The sequence below is a fragment of the Pseudomonas sp. UBA7500 genome (assembly GCF_002478435.1).
Lineage (GTDB): Bacteria > Pseudomonadota > Gammaproteobacteria > Pseudomonadales > Pseudomonadaceae > Aquipseudomonas > Aquipseudomonas palmensis.
Map to the genome: position 1 here is coordinate 52,555 of NZ_DLNW01000010.1, position 25,320 is coordinate 77,874.

Below are 25,320 nucleotides of genomic sequence, written 5' to 3' on the forward strand. Positions count from 1 at the left end.
ACCGCCGACCAGTCGGCGGCACTGGCCAGCCAGACCAGCGCCGGCATGCATCAGCAGTACCGCGAGGTGGACCAGGTGGCGACGGCGTCGCACGAGATGAGCGCGACTGCGCAGGATGTGGCGCGCAACGCCGCGCAGGCCGCCGAGGCTGCGCGCGGCGCCGACCATGCCAGCCGCGAAGGCCTGGAGCTTATTGGCGACACCACCCGCGCCATCGAACAACTGGCCGGCGAGATGACCACCAGCATGCAGGAGGTGGAGCACCTGGCCACGCGCAGCGAGCAGATCGGCTCGGTGCTGGACGTGATCCGTTCGATTGCCGGGCAGACCAACCTGCTGGCGTTGAATGCCGCCATCGAGGCAGCGCGGGCGGGGGAAGCCGGGCGTGGCTTTGCGGTGGTGGCCGATGAAGTGCGCAACCTGGCCAAGCGCACCCAGGACTCGGTGGACGAGATTCGCGTCGATATAGAAGGGTTGCAGCAAGGCACCCGCGAGGTGGTGGAGGCCATGCACAACAGCCACCGCCAGGCGCAGGACAGCGCGGCGCGTGTGGAGCAGGCATTGCCGGCCCTGCAGCGCATTGGCGATGCGGTGGCGGTGATCACCGACATGAACCTGCAGATCGCTTCGGCGGCGGAGGAGCAGAGTGCCGTGGCCGAAGAAGTGAACCGCAACGTGGCGAGCATTCGCGACGTGACCGAATCGTTGTCCGGGCAAGCCGAGGAATCGGCGCAGATCAGCCAGACACTCAACCGGCTGGCCAATCATCAGCAGGGGCTGATGGCGATGTTCAGGGTGTGATGGGGTTGGCGAGGCGCAACGGTTTAGGCGTGAATACGGTCGGCGGCGTGCGATGACGAAAAATATACTAATCCCTGAGACACAAAGAGAATATTTTTTCTATAAGCACCAAACAAACCGAACAACAGTCAAAAATTTTCTCCGTCATCGTCGGTAGGCTACCTACCTGCCCTTCACGTGCACAAAAAGACGATGACCATGCCAGAACTACCGCTGTACCTCGACTACGCCGCCACTACTCCGGTCGATGACCGGGTGATCGAAGCCATGCTGGCCTGCCTCGGCCGCCAGGGCAATTTCGGCAACCCCGCCTCCACTGGCCACGGCTATGGCCAGGCCGCCCGACAGGCCGTGGACCACGCGCGCCAGCAAGTGGCCGACCGGGTTGGCGCTACCGCACACGCCCTTGTATGGACCTCGGGCGCCACCGAGTCCAACAACCTGGCCCTCAAAGGCATTGCCCAGGGCCAGCCTGGGCGCCGTCACCTGATCACCAGTTGCCTGGAGCACAAGGCGGTGATCGACACCGCCCATGAACTGGAGCGCCAGGGCCACACGGTCACCTGGCTCAAGCCCGATGCACAGGGGCTGATCCAGCCAGAGGCCGTGCAGGCGGCCTTGCGCGAGGACACCGCACTGGTGTCGTTGATGTGGGTGAACAACGAACTCGGCACCCTCACCGACATTGCCCGCATCGGCGACATCGTGCGCGAACACGGCGCACTGCTGCACGTGGACGCGGCGCAGGCGGTGGGCAAGGTGGCCATCGACCTGGGCACGCTGGCGGTCGACCTGATGTCGTTTTCGGCGCACAAGGTCTATGGGCCCAAAGGCATCGGTGCGCTCTACGTCGGCCCGCGTGCGCGCCCCGTGCTGCAGGCGCAGATGCATGGCGGCGGGCACGAGGGCGGTATGCGCTCGGGTACGCTGGCCACGCATCAGATTGTGGGCATGGGCGCGGCGTTCGAGCTGGCGGGCGTGCAAGGTGATGCGCAAAGCATGCGCATCGAGCAACTGAGCCAGCGCCTGCGTGAAGGCTTGCTGGCCCTGCCGGGCGTGACCCTGAATGGGTGCGCGCAGCAGCGCATCCCGCACACCTTGAACCTGTGCATCAGCCGCAGCGGGTTCAACAGCGCGCAGGTGGCCGGCAGCCTGGCGCTGTCGTCGACCTCCGCGTGCAGCTCGGCCACCCAGGCCCCTTCGCATGTGCTGCTGGCACTGGGGCTGGATGCCGGCCAGGCGCTGAGCAGTGTGCGGGTGAGCGTGGGGCGGTATACCGAGATGGCGGATGTGGAGCGGGCGATCGAGGTGTTCAGGGCTGCGCTGCAGGCGCCGGCAGGGTTCTGGTAAAGCGGCTGCAGGAGCCGGCCTTGCCGGCGATGGTGCGTATAGCACCCCTGGCCCGGCATGGCCGGGCATCGCCAGCAAGGCTGGCTGCTACACCCTTGCCACGGCTTACTCGGCTTGCACGTAAGCCGCCGGTTTGTCGGCCACCCGATTGCGCTTCACGAAATAGGCCACCACCACCAGCACCGTGGTGGCCGCGATGAACCACAGTTGCAGGCGCGATGCCGGGTCGATGGCCTGGCTGCCGATCACGGCGAGCAGCGCAAGCAGTGCCACGACGTTGGCATAAGGGAAGAACCAGGCGCGGAAGGCCTTGGGGTCGACCGGTTCGTGACGGGTTTTCAGGCGCATGGCCAGGTGGGCAATGATGATGAAGATCCACACGATCATCACGAAGGTGCCGCTGCTCTTGGCCAGGGTCATGAACAGGTCGCCGCCGCTGAGAAAGTGCACGGTCAGAATCGTCAGGCAGATGCACAGGCTGAGCAGCAAGGCATTGAGCGGCACGCCCTTGGCCGTGGTGTGCGAGAACAGCTTGGGCGCATGCCCACGCTGGCTCAGGGAGAACAGCATGCGCGAGTTGGAGAACATGAACGAGTTCATCACCGACATGAACGAGACGAACAGCACGATCTTCATCGCCACCGCCGCGCCGCCGAACCCGGCCAGGGTGAACAGCGACACATAGGGCGACGCCAGGTTGGCCTTGTCGGTCCACGGCAGGCACAGGATCAGGATCGACACCGAGCCCACGTAGAACAGCATCACGCGCAGGATCACGCTCTTGATCGCGCGGATCACGTTGCGGCGCGGGTTCTCGGACTCGCCAGCCGCCACGGCGGCGATTTCACTGCCGCCCAGCGAGAAGATCACCACGATCACCCCCGCCATCACCGGCGACAGGCCATTGGGCATGAAGCCGTCGTGCGCGGTCAGGTTCACCAGGCCAGGGGACGGGATGTCGCTGTGCAGGCCGAGCAGTATCGACACGCCCAGCAGCATGAAGATGAGGATGGTGGCGACCTTCAGCGCGGCCAGCCAGTACTCCACTTCGGCGAACGACTTCACCGAGTAGGCGTTGCTCGCCATCAGGGTCACCAGCATGATGAACGCGCCCGCCCAGATCGGCAGCCAGGGCAGAAAATCATGCAGGATGGCGCCCAGCAGCACGGCCTCCAGGGTGATCGTCATCATCGACTTGAACCAGTACAGCCAGCCGACGGTAAAGCCGGCCCACTCGCCCAGGTACATGTTGGCGTAGGTGGAGAACGACCCCGCATCGGGGGTGCGGCAGGCCATCTCGCCAAGCATGAACATCACCAGGGTGACCACGATGCCGCCGATGAAATACGACAGGATCGCGGCGGGGCCGGCCGACGCGATCAGCGAGCCGGAGCCCATGAAAAGCCCGGCCCCGATCACGCCCCCCAGCGCGATCATGGTGATGTGACGTTGCTTCAGGCTCTGCTTGAGACTGTTGGATTGCATTTCCTTTACCTCTCTTATTATTGGGAGAAGACGGCAACGTTCTGCAGCGAGATGACGCGTCACGCTTGCAGAAGGCCGCTCCTCACGCAGGCATCGTCATGTGCCTGCGCCGCACGCTTCAGCCTTTTTCAGGCAATGGCTATCAGGGTGGCACCTTGGACGGCAAGGCCGGCTACCTCAAGCGATTTCTGCGCACAACATCCTGCATTTTTTTCCTGAGGGGCTGCAGCGGGTTTGTGGTAGGCGGCGAGCGAGTGGGCCCTGACGGTCATGTGCCGGCAGGGCTCGCAACTATCGGATAAATAAAACTTTATTCACCCGGTTATTACTTGATAACTTCACCTGCCGTGAAGCGGTTGATAACGTTTTAAGCCTCGCGCCCTAAGTAGTACGACTCTCGACCCGGCTCCCCTTCTTTGGTATTCCCCCACCGCGGCTTGCTTGACACACAAGTACCGCCCTCGCAATGCTTGCCCCCAGCAAAACCCCACGATGAATAACAACAATAACAATTGAACAAGGAGTTCGCCGATGCTTGGCTACTATGCGCAATACAGTAGTGTGTACATCACCACCCTGATGATCGTGACCACGCTGTTCTTCGCCCTGCCGATCTTCATTGCGCCACTCACCTGGGCGCGCCTGATGCAATGGACCATCCCGGAACATACCCACCTGGCCATCTATTTCGGCCGCTGCCTGGGCGCGTTCATTCTGGTGGTTGAAGTGGCCATGTTGCGCTCGGCCACCACCGGCACCAGTTTCAGTTATGCCTTCGACATACTCTTCGTGGTATTCACCCTGATGTTTGTGGTGCATGTCTATGGCGCGATAAAACGTATTCAGCCTATTACCGAAACACTGGAAATCGGCTTCTGGATGATTCTGTTCGTATTGAACATGCTGTTCTACCCCACCACCAGCATTACCCTTTAATACCTGACCCAGCCACTTGAAGGCTGACGCCACCGCGGCGTCGGCCTCTGTGTGCCTGCCCGTCGCCTGTCAACTTTTATTCAGGAATTGAAGATGCTCGATACCGAGGAAGCCCGTTCGCACGCCGCCTTGATGGATCTGGTGCGTCAACTGCTGGAGCAGGCGACCGGTGTCGAGGCCCACACCCTGTACAACGATGCGCCCTTCCACGAGATCGGCCTCACGTCGCTGGCCATCCTGAATTTCAACGAGCTGATCCAGCCCCTCTTCGCCGACCTGAACAAGACCCTGCTGTTCGACTGCCGCTGCATCCGCGACGTTGCCACGCACCTGCTGCGCGAGCATCCGCAGGCCAGCGCCAGCTACCTGCAGGGCCGCCCGCCCAGCCCGCCCCCACCGGCCGCAGGCGTCGAGGCCTGGCCCTCGATTGCCCCCCTGGCGTCGTGCAACGAGGAGCCCGCTGGCGATATCGCCATTGTCGGCCTGCATGGCCGCTTCCCCGGTGCCGACGACCTGGATGCGCTGTGGCGCAACCTGCTGGCGGGTGTCGACTCGGTGAGCGAGATACCCGCCGAGCGCTGGCCGCTGGACGGTTTTTTCGCCGCGGGCACCGACGCCCGCAGCAGCGGCCTGAGCTATGCCAAATGGGGCGGTTTTCTACCCGATATCGATCGGTTCGATGCGCAGTTCTTCGCCATCGCCCCGCGTGAAGCCGCCTGCCTCGACCCGCAGGAGCGGCTGTTTCTCGAATGCGCCTGGCATGCCCTGGAAGACAGCGGCCACCTGGGCGAGCGCGGCCAGTTGCTGCGCGGCGCCCAGGGTGCGCTGGATGTCGGCGTGTTCGTCGGGATCACCAGCAACACCTACCCCCTGCTCGGCCCTGCCCTGTGGCAGGCCGGGCAACCGGCGATCCCCAGTGGCCTGCCGTGGTCGGTGGCCAACCGGGTATCGTTCGCCCTGGACTTGTGCGGGCCGAGCCTGGCCATCGACACCGCCTGCTCGTCATCACTCACGGCATTGCACAGCGCCATCGACAGCCTGCGCAAGGGCGAGTGCCGGGCAGCGCTGGTGGGTGCGGTCAACCTCTACACCCACCCCGCCAAGTACGTGCAGTTGTGCCAGCAGCACATGCTCTCGCCCACCGGACGTTGCCATGCGTTCGGCAGCGAGGCGGACGGTTTCGTGCCCGGTGAAGGGGTTGCGGCCGTGGTGCTCAAGCCGCTCGAGGTGGCCCGGCGCGACGGCGACCGGATACTGGCAGTGATCAAGGGCAGTGCGATCAACCACAGCGGGCGCACCAACGGCTACACCGTGCCCAGCGCCGGTGCCCAGGCCGCGCTGATCGAGCGGGCGCTGGCCGATGCCAGGGTACCGGCCGCCAGCATCAGCTACATCGAAGCCCACGGCACCGGCACGCGCCTGGGCGACCCCATCGAGTTGCAAGGGCTCAGGCAGGCACTGGGCGGGCAACACTCGGCGACCTGCCATGTCGGCTCGATCAAGGCCAATTTCGGCCACCTGGAAGCGGCCGCCGGCATGGCCGGGCTGAGCAAGGTGGTGCTGCAGTTGCAGCACCGGCGCCTGGCGCCGTCGCTGCATGCCAGGGTGCTGAACCCCGACGCCGGGCTTGAGCACAGCCACCTGCAGATCGTGCGTGACACGCGTGATTGGACCAGCGACAACGGCCCGCGCCGCGCCGGCATCAGCTCGTTCGGCGCTGGCGGCGCCAATGCCCATGTGATTGTCGAACAGGCCCCCGAACCCACACCGTCGAGCGCCAGCACGGGCCCGGCGGTGTACCCGCTGTCGGCGCGCAGCCAAGCGCAAGTGCGCGAACAGGCCGCCGCCCTGCTGGCCTGGTTGCAACGCCACCCCGACGCATCGGCCAACCAGCTCGCCTACACCCTGCAATGCTGCCGCCCGGCGTTCGACCATCGCTTCGCGCTGGTAGCTGCCGACTTGACGCAGTTGCAGGCTGGCCTGGAGCGCTTCGTGCAATCGATGCCGGGGGGCTATCAGGGCCGGCTGCTGCCCGGCACACCAACGCGCGAGCTGAGCGCCAGCGCCCCCGATGAACTGGCAGCGGCCTGGGTAGACGGCACGCTCGCCCGCTGGGGCCGCTTCTGGCCGCAGCCGCCCAGCCCACTGGCCGCGCCGCTCTACCCTTTTGCCAGGGACCGCTACTGGGTGCCGCGTGTGGCGTCGGCCGCGCCCCACGCCAGCACCCAGCTGCACCTGGATGCCGGCCAGTTCTTTCTGCGCGACCATGTGGTGCAGGGCCAGCCGGTGCTGCCCGCCGCCGCCTACATCGACTTGTGCTGCAACCAGGCGCGCCGCCACGGCCTGGACCTGCCGCTGACCCTGCACAAGCTGACCTGGGCCAGCCCGATCCGTGTCGAGCCCGGCCAGCAGCGCAGCATCGAATGCCGCAGCGAACGCACCCACGACGGTGTGCGCCTGGCGTTCCAGCCGCTGCCGGCCAGTGACCCCACCCCGAGCTTTCGTGGCGAGTGCCGCGCCGTGCAGGTGCCCGCCGACAGCCTGCCAAGCCTGGCGCAGGTGCGCAGCGAGTGCACCCGGCCGCTGGCCCTCGACGCGCTGTACCCCACCCTCGAGCGCCTGGGCATCGCCTACGGCCCCACCCTGCGCTGCATTGCCGGCGCGTGGCTGGGCGAGCAACAGGCGCTTACCGAACTGCACTGGCGCCCCGAGCAGCGCCAGGGCGAACCGCTGAGCACGCTGGACCCGGCGTTGCTCGATGCGGTGCTGCAAAGCGCCTTCGTCACCGCCGCCCAGGGCAATGCACAGATCGACACCACCTTCGTGCCCTACGCCTGCCAGGCCCTGCACGGCTACCGGCCCTTGACCGAGCGCTGCTTCGTGCACGTGCGCCCGCGTGCTGCCCAGGGCAGCCAGATGCGCCTGTACGACTTCCGGGTGTTCGATGCAGACGGCCAGGTGCTGATGGACATCGAGGCCTTTGCCTTTCGCGAGTACCGCGTCGACCCCGAGCATGCCGTGCATCTGCTCGAACCCTACTGGCAGCACCAGCCCGCCGCCCCGGCCGTGCCCGGGCCGATGCCAACCACACTGCTGCTGTGCGACGACCCGCAAGCCTTCGCCCAGTTACCCGCGCAACTGCGTGACGCCGCCTGGCGACTGGTACCCGCGCAGCAGTTCCACTACACCTCACCACGCACCGTCGAGGCCGACCTGGGCGATGCGCGCCACATCGACCTGTTGCTGCGCCTGCTGACCAGCCAGCAGCAGGTACCCGCACGCCTGCTGATCGACCTGCGCAGCACCGGCAGCCAGGACGCCGGCCTGGGCGAAGGGCTGGACGCCGCAATGGCTACCGCAGACCTGCTGCGCCACCTGTGCCAGGGCCAGAGCACCCCCGCGTTGCATACCCGGATCGTGCTGCACCCCGGCCCTGTCAGTGCCCTTGAAGGGCTGCTGCGCTCGGTGGTGCAGGAGATCCCCAGCCTGAGCGCCAGCCTGATCGAAACCAGCCACCAGCCCGGCAGCGCAGAGCGTGAAGCGCTGGCGCACGAACTGCTTGCGGCTGCGCAGCACGGTGTCAACCGGGTATCGCTGTGCGAAGGGCAACGCCGCGTGGCGAGCCTGCGCTTTGTCACCCCGGGTGCCGGCACAGCGCCGACGCAACTGAGCGCCGGCGATGTGCTGGTGATCAGCGGCGGGCTGGGGGCCGTCGGCCGTGTACTGAGTGAAGCGCTGGCGAGCCTCGGCGGCCTGCGCCTGGCCGTGCTGGGCCGTCGCGCCCTCGATGCAGACGCTGCCCGATGGCTGCAGCGCCTCACGCACCTGGGCGCCGACGATGCCGCCTACTGGCAGGCCGACTGCGCCGATGCCGACTCGTTGCACGCCGCCCTGGCCAGCATTCGCCAGCGCTACGGCGCCTGCCACGGGGTGATTCACTGCGCCGGGGTTCTGCAGGACGGGTTCTTCCTGCGCCAACCTGCCCAGGAGCGCGCCAGCGTACTCCAGGGCAAGACCCTGGCCGCCCGCCATCTGGATGCAGCCACCGCCGATGACCCGCTGAAACTGTTCATGGTGTGCTCGTCGCTGGCCGGGGTGTACGGCAATGTCGGGCAGAGCGCCTACGCGCTGGCCAACGCCTGGCTCGACCGCTTCGTGCAGGCCCGCCAGCAGCGCTGTGCCAGCGGCCAGCGCCAGGGCCGCTCGCTGTCGATTGCCTGGCCACTGTGGCAGACCGACAACGGCATGCAGGCCCCGGCGCCGGTGCGCCAATGGCTGGCTCGCCATGGCCTGGCCCTGTTGCCGAGCGATCAGGGGGTGGCCACGTTCCTGCGCTGCCTCGCCTTGGCGCAAGCGGTGTTGATCCCGGTGTGCGGCAAGCGCGACGCGGTTGCACGGTTGTTCGGCATCGAGGCGCCGCCTGCCCCGCCCGTGCAGGTCGCGCCGCAGGCGGCCAGCGACGCGCCCTGCCTGCTCGACTACCTCACCCGTCAACTGGCCGAGGTGACGGCCACGCCGCTGGACAAGGTCGACCCCGACACCTCGCTGGAGGTATTCGGCCTGGACTCGATCCTGGTGATGGAACTCAACGGCCGGCTGGAACAGCACTTCGCCAGCCTGTCAAAGACCGTGCTGTTCGAAGTGCGCAGCCTGCGCGAGCTGGCCGCCCTGCTCGGCAGCGAGCACCCGGCCGAAGTCGCCCGGCTGGCACCGGCCCCCGTGGTGGTCAAGCCGCCAGCACCCGCGCTGTCGGTGGTCACGCAGGGCACTGCCGACACCCAACGCCAGGACATCGCGATCATCGGCCTGGCCGGGCGATACCCCGGCGCACGCGATGCCCAGGCGCTGTGGCAGCACCTGGCGGCCGGCGATGACCTGATCAGCGAAGTGACCTCGCGCTGGGAGCAACCGGGCGGCGACGACCAGCTGTATGCGCGTTGGGGCGGCCTGGTGGATGATTTCGACTGCTTCGACCCGCTGTTCTTCGGCATCTCGCCGCGCGACGCCGAGCGCATGGACCCGCAGGAGCGCCTGTTTCTGCAAACCGCCTGGCATGCCGTGGAAGACGCCGGCTACACCCCGCAGAGCCTGTGCGGGCCGCGCCAGCCGGGCGTGGAGCGACGCCGCGTGGGGGTGGTCGCGGGGGTGATGTACGGCGAGTACCAGTTCTATGGTGCGTCGAGCTGGCCCGCGCGGCCGGCGACCCTGACCAACTCCTCGTATGCCTCGATCGCCAACCGCGTGTCGTTCTGCCTGGACCTTGAAGGCCCCTCGTTCGCCGTCGACAGCATGTGTTCGTCGTCGCTCACCAGCCTGCACCTGGCCTGCGACCTGATTCGCAGCGGCAGTTGCGAGCTGGCCCTGGCCGGCGGGGTGAACCTGTCGCTGCACCCGTACAAGTACCGCATGCTGTGCGAGCTGAACTTCGCCTCCACCCAGGGCCAGTGCCGCAGCTTCGGTGCCGGCGGCGACGGCTATGTGCCGGGTGAAGGCGTGGGCGTGGTGCTGCTCAAGCCGCTGGCCCAGGCCCTGCGCGACGGCGACCACGTGTACGGGGTGATCCGTGGCAGCGAGCTCAACCATGGCGGGCGCACCTCGGGCTATACCGTGCCCAACGCCGAAGCGCAGGCCCAGGTGATCGGCCGCGCCCTGCAGCGCTCGGGCCTACCTGCCGCCAGGCTGGGCTATATCGAGGCCCACGGCACCGGCACCAGCCTGGGCGACCCGATCGAGATCCGCGGCCTGGGCAAGGCCCTGGCCGCCCAGGTACCCAGCGAGTGGCGCTGCCCCATCGGCTCGATCAAGGCCAATATCGGCCACCTGGAATCGGCCGCCGGCATGGCCGCGTTGACCAAGGTGCTGCTGCAGTTCAAGCACCGGCAACTGGCGCCGTCCATCCATGCCCAGCCGCTGAACCCGAACATCGATTTCAGCAACACGCCCTTCGTGGTGCAGCAGCGCCTGGCCGACTGGCCGGACCCTGCAGATGGCCTGCCACGGGTGGCCGCCATCAGTTCGTTCGGGGCCGGCGGCGCCAATGCCCATGTGCTGATCGAGGACGCCCCGCTGCAAGCGCCACCCGCGCCCACCGGCCCCCAGGCCTTTGTATTCAGCGCGCACAGCGCCGGGCAACTGCGCAGCTACCTGCAGCGCTTTGTCGACTGCCTGGAGCATGAACACGCCCTGGCACCGCAGCACCCCGAGCACTACCTGGGCCTGCGCTGCTTCACCACGCGGGATGTCGCCAGCACCCTGCTGCACGGGCGCCAGGCGTTCGAGCAAGCACGGTTGGCCGTGGTGGCCGACGACTTCGATGCGCTGCGCCGGCAGTTGAGCGAATGGTTGATGAGCCCGCCGGGCGACGAAGCACGGGTGCTGCTCAGTGGCCCGGCCCCTGCGCCCGAGTGTGCGGCGCTGGCCCGCACCTGGCTCGATGCGCACCTGCCCGCGACGCCGCCAGCGGCGACCCAGGCGTGGCGAAAGGTGCCGCTGCCCGGCTATGAATTCTTGCGTCGTCGCTACTGGATCAGTACGCCGCCCACGGTGAGCAGCCCACCGCTGCCGGCGCCACCGCACGCTGCGCCCGCGGTGACGCCACAAGACATTCTCGACCGCCTGGCCCGCCGGGAAATCAGCCAGCAACAGGCCCGCGACCTGCTGCGCTCGATGCTCTGAATTCGCCTGTTTCCACCTTCAAGGGAGTGATGCAATGCAGCAGCCGACTATCGCCATCATCGGCGCCGGGGCCAGTGGCCTGGGCGTGGCAAAGGCCCTCGGCGAAGTGGGCCTGGCCTTCGAGATCATCGAGGCCACCGCGCGTTTCGGCGGCAACTGGCAGCCCGACGGCCCGGCCTCGAAAATGTATGAAGCGGTGCACCTGATCAGCTCCAAGCGCAACACCCAGTTCGCCGACTTCCCGATGCCCGAGCACTACCCGGACTACCCGCGGCACACCCAGGTGTTCGACTACCTGACGCAACTGGCCGAGCATTGCCAGCTGCAGCAGCACACCCGCTTCAACACCCGCGTCACCCACATGGACAAGACCGCCGACGGCTGGCTGCTGAGCTTCGACGACGGGCGCCAGGCCCGCTACGAGGCGGTGGTGGTATGCAACGGCCTGCTCGGCACGCCCAAGGTGCCGCAGTACCCCGGCACCTTCAGCGGGCAGGCCCTGCATGCCGGCGCGTACCGCAGCTCGGCACAGTTTCGCGGCAAGCGCGTGCTGGTGGTGGGTGGCGGCAACTCCGGTTGCGACATTGCCGTGGACGCCGCGCAAACCGCCAGCCTGGCGCTGCACTCGACCCGGCGCGGCTACCACTACATGCCCAAGTTCATCGATGGCCAGCCGACCCAGGAATGGCTGATGGACCAGGCGCCGAAATTTGCCGACGAGGACGAATACTGGGCGCACGTGGAGCGCAGCTTCAAGTTCGCCGGCTACGACGGGCGCGACTATGGCCTGCCCGCACCGGACCACGGCATTCGCGAATGCCACCCCATTCTCAACTCGCAGATTCTCTACTACATCGGCCATGGCGATGTGCAGGCCAAGCCCGACATCAGCCACTTCGACGGCCAGCAGGTGCACTTTTGCGACGCCAGCGTGGCCACCATCGACCTGATCGTATGGGCCACCGGCTACGGCATCGACCTGCCGTTTCTGCCGCTGCAGACCTTCGACTGGCAGCGCGATTTCGACTCGCTGTTTTTGCGCATGCTGCCGGCCGAGCACGACGACCTGGTGTTCGTCGGCTACCTCAACACGCCGTCGGGCATCGGCAACCTGGCCAACATGACCGGGCGCTTCGTGGCCGCCTACCTGCAGGCCCGTGCCCTGCGCAGCCCGGCCTGGCACACCGTGCAGCAGATCAAGCGTCAGCCGCAGCTGCTCGACCTGGGCCAGCAGCGCTTCATGCAGACCCAGCGCCACGCCCACGAAGTGGACCTGTGGAAGTTCATCCGGGCCGTGAACTTTCTGACCGCGCGGCTGCAGCCCTCGCCACCCTTGGCGCGTAGCGCCTGACCATCGACGACACGCCGGGGAACCGACCATGAACCAACCGACCCACCTGCCCCTGACGGGCGACCCGGACGCCGGCGCGCTGAGTGCGCGCCAGGCGCTGCTGCTGCTCGACAGCCTGGATGCCGGCGCCGCGCCGCCGCTGGAGCAGCGCCTGCTGGAGGACCTGCGCGATCTGCTGCTGGGCGTGCTGAAGATAGACCCGGCGGACTTTTCGCCCACGCGTGCATTGATGGACTATGGCCTGGACTCCATCGCCTCCACCGAAATCGGCACGCTGTTCACCCAGCGCTTCGGCATCAGCGTGCCACCGACGGTGTTCTTCGAATTCCAGAACCTGCAGAGTTTCTGCGGCTACCTGCTGGCCAACCATCACGGGCAGTTGCTGGAGCATTACGGCGACAGTGCGCCCTTGCCCGCCCCCGCACCGGTTGTGGCTGCGGCGCCACCGATGGCGCAGGTGGTTGCGCCCGTGGCTGCCGGCGCAGTGGCCACACCCGCTACGCAAGGCCCCTTGAGCATCGAGGCGCTGTGGCAACGCTATGAGCACCTCGCCCCCGCTGCCCCGGCGGTGGTCCAGGGCACGCGAGTGAGCAACGAGTACGAGCCCAGCCAGGCCCTGCTCGACGAACAGTTCAGCCTGTGCCAGCAGGCCACGCGGGTGCAGATCCACCGACCCGGCGCGCCGCGCCTGGAATGCGCGACCTATGGCAGCGGCACGCCGGTGCTGATGCTGGGCGGGCTGGTGATGCAGTACGACGTGATGTGGCGCCTGCAACTGCAGGCGCTGGGGCGCGGGCACCGGTTGATCATGCTGCACCTGCCCGGCTGCGGCGAGGCCGAGCTGCCGCCTGCGTTCGACATTGCGCACCTGGTGGCCGATATCGTGGTGCTGCTGGATCAGCTGGGTATCGACCAGCCGCTGCCGGTGATCGGCTATTCGTTCGGCGGCGTGCTGGCCCAGGCCTTTGCCCTGGCCCAACCGCACCGCTGCGCAGGGCTGTGCATCAGCGTCAGTTCGCCGTTCAGCGAAGGCGCGTCGAACTTCCCGGTACTGATGGGCGAGCTGCAGAAAAGCCCGCGCTTCATGACCCTCAACCGCGGATGGAACATGGCAGCGCTGCCGGCCTACCAGCAGGTGATCGGCGACTTCGACCTGCGCCCGCAGTTGGGCAACCTGCACTGCCCGTGCAGGATCATCTGCGCCAGCGACGATGCCTATCAGCCGCCGGCCTATTCGGCGCTGATCGCCAACGCCGTGCCGCATGCCGAACTGATCGAGGTGCAGGGCGCCGGGCACCTGCTGGGCTTTACCCATCACCAACGCTACAACCAGTTGCTGCTGGAGTTCCTGCACAACCTGCCAACCCCCGAAGGCCCAGCCCGGCGCCCCGTGCCCCCGGTGTTTCAGCCGGCCACCGCGCACACCCTGCAGACGCTGGAAGACTACGTGCGCCAGGGCGAACAGGGCCACTGCGCGATCCTGTCGGCGCCCGCCGCGCAGACCGCCCTGCTGCTCAATCACCTGGCCAAGCGCGGCAAGCGCGAGCCTGCCGATTACCGCAGCTACTTCATGACTTCGCTGGAGGAAGCCCTGGATGCGGCCCTGCGCCTGGCCCGCCACCATGCACGCAACCGCACCCCCGACGGCCAGGGCGAACTGCTGCTGATCGACGACAGCGGCTACTGGGCGCGCTACTTCAACCCGCTGCAGCGCGCCGATGCCAGTGCGCTGGTACCCGGCATCCGGGTGGTGGCGAGCCTTGCCCAGGCGCTGGCCTACCAGCGCCAGCATGGGCCCGAGCAACTGGCGGCGGTGGCCTGCATCCAGGCCGCCGACGCCAACGCCGAGGCCTGCGATGCCTGGCTGCGCGAGCTGGCCGGCAGCGGCATTCTCAGCCTGGTGGTGGAGCCTGCCCGGCAGGCCGGGCACTGGCCGTTGCTGGCGTTGTGCGAAAGCCCCGACCTGATCGTGCTGGGCGAGGGCCTGAGCGGGTTCCAGGCGCCGCTGGGCGCCTGCCTGGTACATGAACGGGTGAAGAACCCGTGGCTGATGACGCCCAACGAAAGCTATGTGCGCCATGTGATGAGCAACTTCGGCCTGCCGTTCAAGCTGGCCTTCGAACACCTGATGGCGCAGTTCGCCGCCGGGCTGAGCGTGGATGAACAACGCGAACTGCGCCGCATCGCCAGCAGCAGCGAAGCGACCTACCAGGCGCACCTGTGCTACGGCAACCGCGGGTACGCGAAGATCGCCCGCATGCACGGCTTCGATGGGCGCTTCCACGAGGCTCGCGGGGTGCGCTCACGGCTGATGCACGATGGCGAACCCTCGCGGGAAATCATCGACTGCTTCGTCAACGTGGGCACCTGCCCGCGCGGCCTCAACCCGTTGGATGTGATCGAGCAGGTCGCGCGCCAGCACGACACCCGGCGTGACTACTGGGGCGAGCTGCAAGGCCTGCTGCAGCACAACACCGGCCTGCCGATGGCGCTGCCGGCCTCCAGCAACGTCACCGCCGTGGAGGCCGCGCTGACCCTCGGCCTGCTGGCGGCCAGGGGCGAGCGTCACAAACTGCTGTGCTTGAGCGGCGGGCTGGGGTTCTCGATGCTCAGCGCCGCGGCCTCGCACACGCCGGGCTTCGATATCTTCCGCGCGCCGTTCGAGCCACTGCATGCGCATACCGTGTTCATCGACCCGCTGGCCGAAGACGCCGAGGCGCAGTTGCAGGGCCACCTGCTGAGCGGCGAAATTGCCCTGGTGTGGTTCGAGACGATCCAGGTCGATGCCAATGCCTCGCGCCCGGTGCCGCCCCACCTGATCGCGATGATCGAGCGCCATCGCGACGCCGGCGGCTACCTGGTGGGCATCGACGAAACCCAGACCAACCTGATGACCGGGCGCTTTCTGCACAGCCAGGCACAGGTGCCGCAGCCGGATATCGTGGCACTGGGCAGCGCACTGTGCGACAGCCTGCTGCCGATGGGCGTGGTGCTGTGCAGCGAGGCCGTGACCCAGGCTGGCGCCCAGCGACAACCGCAGCGCGTGGCCGACCTGCAGGGGCGCGGCATCAGCCAGCTGAGCGCGCACCTGGCGCTGAACTGCCTGCAGGCACTGGAGCGCGAGGGTGCGCTGGCCCATGCGCGAACGCAGGGGGAGTACTTCCACCAGCGCCTGCTGGAGCTGCAACGGGCGTTCCCGCTGATTCGCGCAGTGCGCGCCGAGGGCCTGCTGCTGACGGTGGAGCTGGAGCTGGCCGGCACCCCGGCGTTTGTCGAGCGCAGCTTCGGCTACCTGCTGTGGGGCAGCCTGCTGCGCGACCCCGAAGGCGGGGTGGCGGCAGCCGTGTGCCCGATCCACAACCACTGCCTGCGCTACCTGCCGCCGCTGAACATCGACCGCGACAGCATCGACCTGATGGTCGCCAACCTGCGCCGGGCCCTGGCCCGGGGCGTGGACGGCGTGCTGCAGGACTGCGCCGAACACAACCGGCACCTGGGCGATACGCGCACTGCGCAGTTTCTGTCGAGCCTCACCCACCCTAAAAAAAAAGGACCCAACCTGTGACTGAGCACACTCGCGTCAACTCGCCAAGCCACGCCGCACCGGGTGTGGCCGCCATTCGCCCGCTGACCGGGCCAGGCCCCAGGGTGTGCATCGTCGGCGCCGGGGTCGGCGGCCTGTCGATGGCCCGCGCGCTCAAGCGCAAGCACATCGCCTTCGACTGCTTCGACAAGCGCGACCGCATCGGCGGTATCTGGGCCTTCGACCACACGGGCGAGCACACTTCGGTGTGGCACAGCATGAACATGAACACGCCCAAGGGCCTGTACCAGTTCAGCGACTTCCCCATGCCGTCGCATTACCCGGACTTCCCCTCGCACCGCCAGGTGCATGCGTACCTGGACAGCTTCGTCGAGCACTTCGCGCTGCGCGACAGCATTCACCTGGAGTGCCCGGTGCAGCACACCGAGCGCCTGGCCGACGGCACCTGGCGGGTGACCCTGGGCTCGGGCGAAGTACGCCACTACGACGCGCTGGTGGTCGCCAACGGGCACCACAACACGCCCAACCTGCCGGACTACGCAGCCACTGCCCGGATCGACAGCATCCACTCCAAGCACTATCGCTATCGCCACCCCTACCAGGACAAGACCGTGATGGTGGTGGGCGTGGGCAACAGCGGCGCGCAGATTGCCGTGGACGTGAGCCACGATGCACGCATGACCTACCTGTCGCTGCGCCGTGGGGTGTACGTGCTGCCGCACTACCTGTTCGGCATTCGCGTGGACAAGGTGATGGGCCCACTCAACGACTGGTGGGTGAAGAAGCTTCTGCCCTACCCGCTGACCGGGCTGATGTTCACCGGCCTGTACAAGCTGCTGATCGCCAAGCGCAAGCAACTGGGCATGCCCAAGCCCGACCACCTGATGATGTCGAGCCTGCCGACGCTGTCGGAGAACTTCGCCAACCGCGTGGGCGACGGCAAGCTCAAGGTGGTGCCGCAGGTGCAGCGCATCGACGGCAACACCGTGCACTTCGTGGATGGCAGCAGCCTGGAAGTGGACGCGGTGATCTACGCCACGGGCTATCACACCGACTTCCCGTTCTTGCCCCAGAGCCTGTTGCAGATCGAGGAAAACCGCATTCCGCTGTACCAGCGAATCTTTTTGCCCGAGGTGCCGAACCTTGCCTTCATCGGCGTGTTCCAGGCCGTGACCTGGGGCTTTCTGGACATGATGGAGCGCCAGGCCGAGGTGGCCGCCGACTACTTTGCCGGTGCGTACCAGCGCCCCGGGGCCGAGGCCGAGCGCGCGCACATTGCCGCCGAGCGCAAGGTGATCGAGCGCGAGTTCCTGGCCACCCCACGCAACAACTACGAGATGCACGGCCCCACCTACCTGCACTACCTGGCCAAGGAGCTGCGCCAGGGTCGCGAGCGGGCCCAGGCCGGCAATCGCCAGAGCCCGTTGCTGAGCATCGCCCACACCTATGACGCCAGCAGCGCCGCACACCACGTCCAAGAGCGGGAGCCGGTCTCATGCCCGTCGTGACGCCGGTCGCCGTGGTCGGCATGAGCGCTCGCCTGCCGGGGGCGCCAGACCTGCGCGCGTTCTGGCAGCTGTTGCGCGAAGGCCGCGATGCGGTCGGCCAGGTGCCGGCCGAGCGCTGGAACTGGCGCGACCACGACAGCACGCTGAACCCCGGGGAAGAGACCACCTACTGCCAGCGCGGCGGCTTCATGCCCTGGGTCGACCGCTTCGACGGGCGCTTCTTCGGCATTCTGCCCCGCGAAGCGCAAGGCATGGACCCGCAGCAACGGCTGTTCTTGCAGGCGGCCTGGGCGGCGCTGGAAGATGCCGGCTACGCGCCGGGCCAGCTGGCCAAACGGCGGGTGGGGGTGTTCGTGGGCGTGGGCCATGCCGACTACCCCACGCTGATGCGCCGCGACGGCGTGCCCAGTGATGCCTGGCGCGGCACCGGCATTGCGCTGACAGCCATCGCCAACCGGGTGTCGTACTGCCTGGACCTGCACGGCCCCAGCGAGGCCATCGACACCGCCTGCTCCAGCTCGCTGGTGGCACTGCACCGTGCCCGGCAGGCACTGCAGGACGGTGAATGCGAGCTGGCGATCGTGGGCGGGGTCAACCTGCTGCTGGGGCCGGAGCTGTTCATCGCCTTCGGCAAGGCCGGCATGCTCAGCCATGCCGGACATTGCCAGACCTTCGCCGCCAGTGCCGACGGCTATGTGCGCGGCGAAGGGGTGGCCGCGCTGGTGCTTGCGCCGCTGGCGGCAGCCCAGGCCAATGGCGACTTCATCTACGGCCAGGTGTGCGCCAGCGCGCAGAACCACGGCGGCCGTGCCCACAGTTTTACCGCGCCCAACCCCAAGGCGCAGACCGAGGTGATTACCCGGGCCTGGCAGCAGAGCGGCCATTGCCCCAGCCAGGCGCGGATGATCGAGACCCACGGCACCGGCACGCCGCTGGGTGACCCGATTGAAATCAACGCGCTGAAGAACGCCCTGCCCATGACCGAGGCCGGCACGCCCATCGCACTGGGCGCGCTCAAGAGCCAGATCGGCCACCTGGAAGCCGCGGCCGGGATTGCCTCGGTGATCAAGAGCCTGCTGTGCCTGCAGCATCGCCAGGTGGTGGGCAACCTGCACCATGACGCGCTCAACCCGCAGATCGAGCTGGCGGGCAGCCCGTTCTATCTGCCCGATGCCACGCATTCCATGGGCGAACAGGATGCACCGCTGCTGGCCGGGGTGAGTGCGTTCGGGTTTGGCGGGGTGAATGCGCATGTGGTGCTCAAGGCTGCCGACAGGGGGAGCGACAGCCCTGGCGTGCCCGACGGCCAGCCGTATCTGGTGCTGCTGTCGGCCAAGGATGAAGACGGCCTGCGCGCCCGTGCGCGGCAGTTGCTGGCGGCCTTTGGCGAGCCCTTGCCCGATGCCGGCGGCGCGCTGCGCCAGGCGCTGGACGAACGTCTGCGCGACCTGCTGGGGCTGATGCCAGGCAACGGTGTGGCCACCCGGCTTGCCGAGCTGAAGATGGACGCCGAGGATTTTGTAGGTTGCCTGGAGCAGGCGCTGGACGCCCTGCAACTGGACGTACCCATCGATGCATGGCGCGGTGCGGTAAGCCTTGAAGAGGTGGTGGAGCGGCTGGTGGGCGAAGCGGCGGTGCAGCCTGAAGAGGCGGCACGGCTGGAGAGCTTGAATGCATTGCCGGGCGGCCTGTCGGCCAGCCTTGCAGCCATCGCCCGCAGCCTGCAGGAGGGGCGCGATGCGATGGTGCGGCGGCTGGCGGTGGTGGTCGATAGTCGCGAGGCGTTGTTCGAACAGCTGCGGGCGTATCTGGGGTCGTCTGATCGCCCCTCGGATACCCGGTGGCACAGCGCTGATGGGCTGACCGCCAAACCGGCGCCGGAGGCAGGCAGTGGCCGGGCCGACCGTGCACTGCTCGAGCACTGGGCCGCACATTGGGTGGCCGGCAAAGTGCCGAGCCCAGGCTGGGCCACGCTGTATGGCGACGAACCGCGACCACACAAGTATCCCTTGCCGGCCTACCCTTGGCGGCTGGAGCGGGTGTGGTACAGCGCAGCCGTCGCAGCACCTGCGCCGGCCACGCCGGCACAGGCGTGGCTCGACTGCTGGGCGCCTGGCGCGGCGCTGCCGGGTTCATGCATGGCGCTGGCCGCCCTGGTGGACCATGTGGCCCAGCCAAGCAGCGTGCTGCACTGGCACGATGTGTGTTTTGGCCCGCCGGTTGCCCTTGCGGCAAGCGACACGCTGCACTTTACCCGCGCCCCACGGCATTGGCAGGTGAGTGTGAACGGGCAGGTGCTGCTGCAGGTCGAGACCGCGGCTGCGGTTGCTGCCGCGCCGGTATTGCAGGCGTTGCCCGTCACGGCAGAGGGTGTGCAGGCGACACTGCCCCAGGGGCTGGACGGCTACCGGCTGTGGGCTGCGCTGTTGACCCACCTGAGCACGGCGGCGGGCACCAGCCTGCCCTATCGCATTCGCACGCTGACGCTTGATCCCCAGGCGTTGCGAGACGCGCGGCAGCTGAGTGTCGAGCGCCAGGGCATGACCTTCGATGTGGCCCTGTGCACGGCCGATGGCCGCTGCGCATTGCGCCTGGAGGGCATGCAGATGCGCGCCTTCGACCTTGTGCGCCAGCAGGTGGGCGCATGAAGGCGTGGCTGTTTCAGGGCCAGGGCAGCCAGCGCAAGGGCATGGGCGCGGCGTTGTTCGCGCGTTTTCCGGCGCTGGTGGCCGAAGCCGATGCGGTGCTGGGTTACTCGATCGAGCGTCTGTGCCTGGAAGACCCCGAGCAGCAGTTGAACCTCACCACCTTCACCCAGCCGGCCATCTATGTGGTGTCGTGGCTTGGCTACCTGGCGGCACGTGAGGATGGCGCCGTTGCCAGCGTTGCGGCCGGGCACAGCGTGGGTGAGTACGCGGCGCTGACCGCTGCCGGCGCGCTGGACTTCAGCCTGGGCCTGCGCATCGTCATCGAGCGGGCGCGGTTGATGGCCCAGGTGCAGGGCGGCGGGCTGGTGGCGGTGCTGGGCCAGGATCGGCAGCGGGTGCAGGCGTTACTGGACGAACGGCCGGATGCAGGCCTGGCCATCGCCAATATCAACAGCCCCACACAGATCATCGTAGGGGGCACGCTGGCAGCCCTTGAACACCTGCTGGAACACTGCACAGCGCGGGGGATTCGGGCCATTGCGCTGAAGGTGAGCGGGCCCTTTCATACCGCGCACATGGCCGCTGTGGAGCAACCGTTTCGGGACTTTCTGCAACGCATGAGCGGAGCGTTTCGCGAACCGGCATTCCCGGTGATCGCCAACGTGCACGCGCGCCCGCATACCCGCGACGGGCTGGTGGAGGCACTGTCCACACACCTGACCCACCCGGTGCAATGGCAGCAGGTGGTCGAGCGGATGCTGGCCGAGGGCGTCGAGGATTTTATCGAGATCGGCCAGCCTGCGATTCTGGGCGGGATGCTCAAGGCTATTCGTGAGCAGCCTGCCGTTGAGCGGTCGAATGCCCCTGCGCGCCCTGTGCTGGTGATTGCGCCTGACGCCCCCGCGCTGCTGAGCGAACTGGCACGCCACGGGGCCATGGGGCTGATCGACAGTCACGGCCTGGACCAAAAACAGTTGAAGGCCCGTGTGCTGCGCCTGAGTGCCGAGCCGCAGGTGGGCGGCCGTTTCGGTATCCGCCTGCATGGCCGCGCTGATCCGGCACTGATTGATTGGCTGGCGGACCAGACACTGGCCTGCATCGAGGTGCCGGCCCACTGGCAGCCCCTGCGTGAGCGCTGCCCTGGGGTGCGTTGGCAGGTGCGGGTCGAGTGCATCGATGAGCTGGAGGCTGACGCCGATGCGCTGGTGATTGCTGCCGATACACACCTGCCCCTGCTGCTGGCAGCGCTGGCCCGGCGCAAGCCTTGCGGGCCGAAGATCGGCGCCAGCGGCCTGATCGGCAGCCCTGCCAGCGCCCAGGCGATGTTCGATATGGGGGTGGATTTCGTGGTGTGCGGCAGCGTGTTTCTGCTGGGCAGCGAGGCCGGCCTGCCCGTCGAGCGTCAGCAGCAGCTTGCCGGCATGACACAGGCCGAGCATCGCCCGTTGACGGACTGGCGCTACCCCGAGTTCGCCAGCCGCACGCCCGGCTACGTGCTCGACAGCTTGCGCAACGAACAGGCCGAGGCGTTGCAGGCCTTCTACCTCAGCGACAGCGGCGGCGATCAGGCCGCGCTGCGCGACCGCCTTGGCGACGCTGCCAACCCCGCGACCCAAGCCACCTGCGCACGCCGCGCACTGCAGGCCCACATGCTCGCCGGCCTCAACCAATGGCAACAGCCGGGCGATGCCTCGCTGTGGCTGTTCAATCGCTGGCGCCGGCGCTGCCGGCCCGAGCTGCCCATTCCCATGCCCACGGAGCAATTGCTCAACCTGCTCTGCCCTCCCCTCTGCCCTTCAAGGACAACGCCATGACCCTGGTCGAGACGCTGCAAACGCGCATCAGCGAATTCATCTGCTGTGAAATGGACCTGCCCCCCGAGGACATCGACCTGGATACGCCCCTGGGTGCGTTCGGGCTCGGCTCGCTGGCGGGCATGAAACTGATCGGCAGCCTGGAGCAGCAGTTTGGCTTGCGCCTGTCGCCGACCCTGGTGTTCGAGCACCCGACCATCGCCGAATTGGCCCTCGCCATCGCGGCGATTGCCGCCCGTGGGGAGGCCGCGCATGTTTGACAAGAGCTGCCTGACCCCACAGGAACTGGCCAGTGCAACCGGCCTGCTGGCGGTACACGATAGCCTGGCGCTGCGCGCCTGGGTGCACCCGCACAAGGTGCTGTTCACCCTGCTCGACGACCAGGGGGAAGAACAGCAGCAGGTCAGCTACCAGCAGTTGCTGGGGCGGGCCAACGCCATCGCCCGCCAGCTGCAGGCCGTGAGTGAGCCGGGTGATCGCGTGGCGCTGTTCTTCCCGCAGGGCCTGGACTTTATCGCAAGCTTTCTGGCCTGCCTGATCGCCGACCGCATCGCCGTCCCCGTCAACCTGCCGAACCGGCGCCGGGTGGAGCGTTGCCTGAGCATTCTGCATGACAGCGGCAGCCGCCTGCTGCTGGTGGCCGCAAGCGAACAGGCAATGCTGCAGCAGGCATTTGCCGGCACCCCGGCGGCGGCGCTGGCGATGCTGAGCCCTACCGACGATTGCGACGCACCGCTGGCGTTCGCCCGGCCTGCGGAGCGTGACCCACAGCGCGTCGCCTTCTTGCAGTACACCTCCGGCTCCACCTCGGCGCCCAAGGGCGTGAGGGTGAGCCACGCCAACATCACCGCCAACCTGCGCATGATGCGCGACAGCTGGGCGCTGGACCACACCAGCGACTTCGTCACCTGGCAGCCGCACCACCATGACATGGGCCTGATACTCGGGCAGCTGCTGCCCATCGTGCTGGGCAACCACACGGTGATCATGGCGCCGGCGACCTTCGTGCGTCAGCCGCTGATCTGGCTGCAGGCCATTGCGCGGTACAAGGCGCGGTTGGCCGGGGGACCGAACTTTGCCTATAACCTGGCGGTGGAGCGTTACGACGCCGAACGCCTGCAGGGCCTGGACCTGTCCCACTGGACCCACGCCCTCAACGGCGCCGACGTGGTACGCCCGGCAAGCCTTGCGCGCTTTGCGCAGCAGTATGCGGGGCATGGCTTCAGGGCCAGCGCGTTTGTGCCGTGCTATGGGCTGGCGGAGGCAACGCTGTTCGTGAGCGGCGGGCCGCCTGGGCGGCCGGTGTGCTCGGTGGTGATGCCCGTGGATGCGGGGGCACCGCAGGAGCTGGTGGGGTGTGGCGAGCCTTCGTGGGAAGTGGAAATCGCAATCGTCGACCCGGCCAGCCGAAAGCGCTGCACGCCTGGGCACATCGGCGAAATCTGGCTACGCGGGCCGAGCATTGCACAGGGCTATTGGCAGAACCCGGCTGCGACCGAGGCGGGTTTCAAAGCGCGGATCGACGACGGCAGCCCCCTGGATTACCTGCGCACCGGCGACCTGGGTTTTGTCGGCCCCGACGACCGCCAGCTGTACGTGTGTGGCCGGCTCAAGGACCTGATCATCTGCGAGGGCCGCAACCTGCACCCCGAAGACATCGAGTACACCGTGATCGAAGCCCTGGACGAGGTGCGCCCGCAGAGTTGCGCGGTGTTCAGCCACGACAACGAGCAGCAGCGCCAGACCCTGGTGGCGGCCATCGAACTGAACCGCGAGATCAAGCGCTGGCTGCAGGACAACCCGCGTCAGCTCAAGGCGGTGGTACGCAGCGCGGTGGTGGACCAGCACGGCATCACCCTCAACCGCATCGTGTTCGTGCAGCCCACCAGCATGCACAAGACCACCAGCGGCAAGATCCAGCGCGCGAAGATGCGCCAGCTGTACCTGGCGAGCGAGCTGGACCTGTTCGATGAGACCCGCTGAGCCGCTGGTGCAGTGGCTGGCAGACGCCGAAGCGCCGGTCAGCCTGGTCTGCTTTCACTGCGCGGGCGGCAGCGCGCAGAGCTTCTTTGCGTGGAAGCAGGCGGCGGCTGGGGTGTGCGAGTTGTACGCCGTGGAACTGCCGGGGCGCAGCCGGCGCTTGCGCGAGCCGTTCGCCCGCTCGGTAGCGGAGGTGGCCGCGGCGTTTGCCGAGCAGTGCCAGGCGTTGCCCGACAAGCCGCTGGTGCTGTTCGGGCACAGCCTCGGCGCCCTGCTCGCCTACGAGACTGCGCGGGTGTTGCTGGCGCAGGGGGTGCGCAAGCCCGTGCACCTGCTGGTGTCTTCTCGCCAGAGCCCGGACTGGCTGCCCGTGTGCGCTGGCCTGCCAGCACTCAATGACCAGGCCTTGCGCGATTACCTGGCGAACCTTGCCGGCACGCCACGGGAGGTGCTGGCGAACCAGGCGATGATGGACCTGGCGGTGCCGATACTGCAGGCCGACCTGGAGTTGATTCTGGGGTATCGCCACACGCATGTGCGCGGCCTGGACATCCCGGTGGATGCGTTTGGCGGTATGGGTGACGAGCAGGTGCGCTTTGAATCGCTGGGTTGTTGGCAGCGCGTGACCGAGGGTGGTTTCAGCTTGCGCATGATCGAGGGCGGGCACTTTGCGGTGATGCAGCAGCCGCAGGTGGTGATGGCGCGGGTGCGGGTGATCGGTGACGGCCTTGCCGCGGCCGAGGGGCAGCATCGGCGCCCTTCGCCCGCTGCTGTGCGGGGTGGCTAGTCGGTGAGCATGGCGTGAGCCACGTCCTCGACCAGGGCTTTTGACATGCCGCTGAGGCAGTGCGCGGCCCAGATCAGCGAGGCGTCCTGCTGGGTGCCGGCTTGCAGGGTGAGCTTGTACACGCAGCTCATCAGCGCGGCGGCTTGTTCCAGCGCGAACTGCGCATTGTGACCGGGTTGCACGCGGAACAGCCGGTCGGCGTTGGAGGCTGCTTCGCCTTCGCCGAAGGTGCCGACGCCGATGGTTTTGACCGCGTTTGTGGCGGGTGCAATCGAATCCTTGTCCATCCAAAATGCTCCTGCAGCGTTGCCAATTTCAGGAGGTGTGGGGGCTCTACAGGCGCCGCATAACCTTGTAGGAGCTGGCCTTGCCAGCGAATGCAGACACCGCCGTAGCCGAATGCACACCACAAAACCCTGTAGGAGCGGGCTTGACCCGCGA

General features: G+C 67.5%; 14 protein-coding genes. 12 read left to right on the forward strand and 2 right to left on the reverse strand.

Features of this window, described 5'->3' with window-relative positions:
- The first annotated feature begins 45 nt into the window (after positions 1-45).
- Positions 46-801: a methyl-accepting chemotaxis protein gene (locus B4I46_RS25590; RefSeq protein WP_370409154.1), complete on the forward strand. Its 756-nt coding sequence runs from the start codon at positions 46-48 to the stop codon at positions 799-801.
- A 198-nt stretch (positions 802-999) separates the two neighbouring features.
- The gene (locus tag B4I46_RS06650; RefSeq protein WP_100633310.1) at positions 1,000-2,151 is read left to right on the forward strand and encodes a cysteine desulfurase family protein; all 1,152 of its coding nucleotides are present in this window, start codon (positions 1,000-1,002) and stop codon (positions 2,149-2,151) included.
- A gap of 105 nt (positions 2,152-2,256) precedes the next feature.
- Here B4I46_RS06650 and B4I46_RS06655 read toward each other — a convergent pair whose 3' ends face one another.
- Positions 2,257-3,636 (reverse strand): amino acid permease, encoded by a 1,380-nt coding sequence (locus tag B4I46_RS06655; RefSeq protein WP_043861150.1) that lies wholly within the window; start codon positions 3,634-3,636, stop codon positions 2,257-2,259.
- A 531-nt stretch (positions 3,637-4,167) separates the two neighbouring features.
- Here B4I46_RS06655 and B4I46_RS06660 point away from each other — a divergent pair.
- The 10 genes from B4I46_RS06660 (at position 4,168) to B4I46_RS06705 (ending at position 24,879) form a co-directional block, all read left to right on the forward strand.
- Complete coding sequence (locus B4I46_RS06660; protein WP_043861149.1) at positions 4,168-4,572, forward strand: hypothetical protein; 405 nt, start codon at positions 4,168-4,170, stop codon at positions 4,570-4,572.
- 93 nt (positions 4,573-4,665) lie between these two features.
- The gene (locus B4I46_RS06665) at positions 4,666-11,247 is read left to right on the forward strand and encodes an SDR family NAD(P)-dependent oxidoreductase (RefSeq protein ID WP_286899204.1); all 6,582 of its coding nucleotides are present in this window, start codon (positions 4,666-4,668) and stop codon (positions 11,245-11,247) included.
- Between the two features lie 34 nt (positions 11,248-11,281).
- Positions 11,282-12,598, forward strand: a complete 1,317-nt coding sequence (locus B4I46_RS06670) for a flavin-containing monooxygenase (RefSeq protein WP_043860791.1) — start codon at positions 11,282-11,284, stop codon at positions 12,596-12,598.
- 28 nt (positions 12,599-12,626) lie between these two features.
- Positions 12,627-16,163, forward strand: a complete 3,537-nt coding sequence (locus B4I46_RS06675) for an alpha/beta fold hydrolase (RefSeq protein ID WP_052504221.1) — start codon at positions 12,627-12,629, stop codon at positions 16,161-16,163.
- Positions 16,160-17,650 carry a flavin-containing monooxygenase gene (locus B4I46_RS06680; RefSeq protein ID WP_078481915.1) on the forward strand — a complete coding sequence of 497 codons (1,491 nt, stop codon included), beginning with the start codon at positions 16,160-16,162 and terminating at the stop codon, positions 17,648-17,650. The genes B4I46_RS06675 and B4I46_RS06680 overlap by 4 nt, the downstream gene beginning before the upstream one ends.
- Positions 17,638-20,298 carry a beta-ketoacyl synthase N-terminal-like domain-containing protein gene (locus tag B4I46_RS06685; protein ID WP_286899207.1) on the forward strand — a complete coding sequence of 887 codons (2,661 nt, stop codon included), beginning with the start codon at positions 17,638-17,640 and terminating at the stop codon, positions 20,296-20,298. The genes B4I46_RS06680 and B4I46_RS06685 overlap by 13 nt, the downstream gene beginning before the upstream one ends.
- Complete coding sequence (locus B4I46_RS06690) at positions 20,295-22,112, forward strand: acyltransferase domain-containing protein (RefSeq protein WP_286899209.1); 1,818 nt, start codon at positions 20,295-20,297, stop codon at positions 22,110-22,112. Before B4I46_RS06685 ends, B4I46_RS06690 begins: the two co-directional genes overlap by 4 nt.
- A complete protein-coding gene (locus B4I46_RS06695) occupies positions 22,109-22,372 on the forward strand; it encodes an acyl carrier protein (RefSeq protein ID WP_043860793.1) in 264 nt (87 codons plus the stop codon). The genes B4I46_RS06690 and B4I46_RS06695 overlap by 4 nt, the downstream gene beginning before the upstream one ends.
- Entirely contained in the window at positions 22,365-24,095 is a 1,731-nt protein-coding gene (locus B4I46_RS06700) for a fatty acyl-AMP ligase (RefSeq protein ID WP_286899212.1), read from the forward strand. Before B4I46_RS06695 ends, B4I46_RS06700 begins: the two co-directional genes overlap by 8 nt.
- On the forward strand, positions 24,082-24,879 hold the full coding sequence (locus B4I46_RS06705; RefSeq protein WP_054915175.1) for a thioesterase II family protein: 798 nt from the start codon (positions 24,082-24,084) through the stop codon (positions 24,877-24,879). Before B4I46_RS06700 ends, B4I46_RS06705 begins: the two co-directional genes overlap by 14 nt.
- Here B4I46_RS06705 and B4I46_RS06710 read toward each other — a convergent pair.
- Positions 24,876-25,166 carry a DUF3077 domain-containing protein gene (locus tag B4I46_RS06710; RefSeq protein WP_052504224.1) on the reverse strand — a complete coding sequence of 97 codons (291 nt, stop codon included), beginning with the start codon at positions 25,164-25,166 and terminating at the stop codon, positions 24,876-24,878. The genes B4I46_RS06705 and B4I46_RS06710 overlap by 4 nt on opposite strands.
- Between the last annotated feature and the right edge of the window lie 154 nt (positions 25,167-25,320).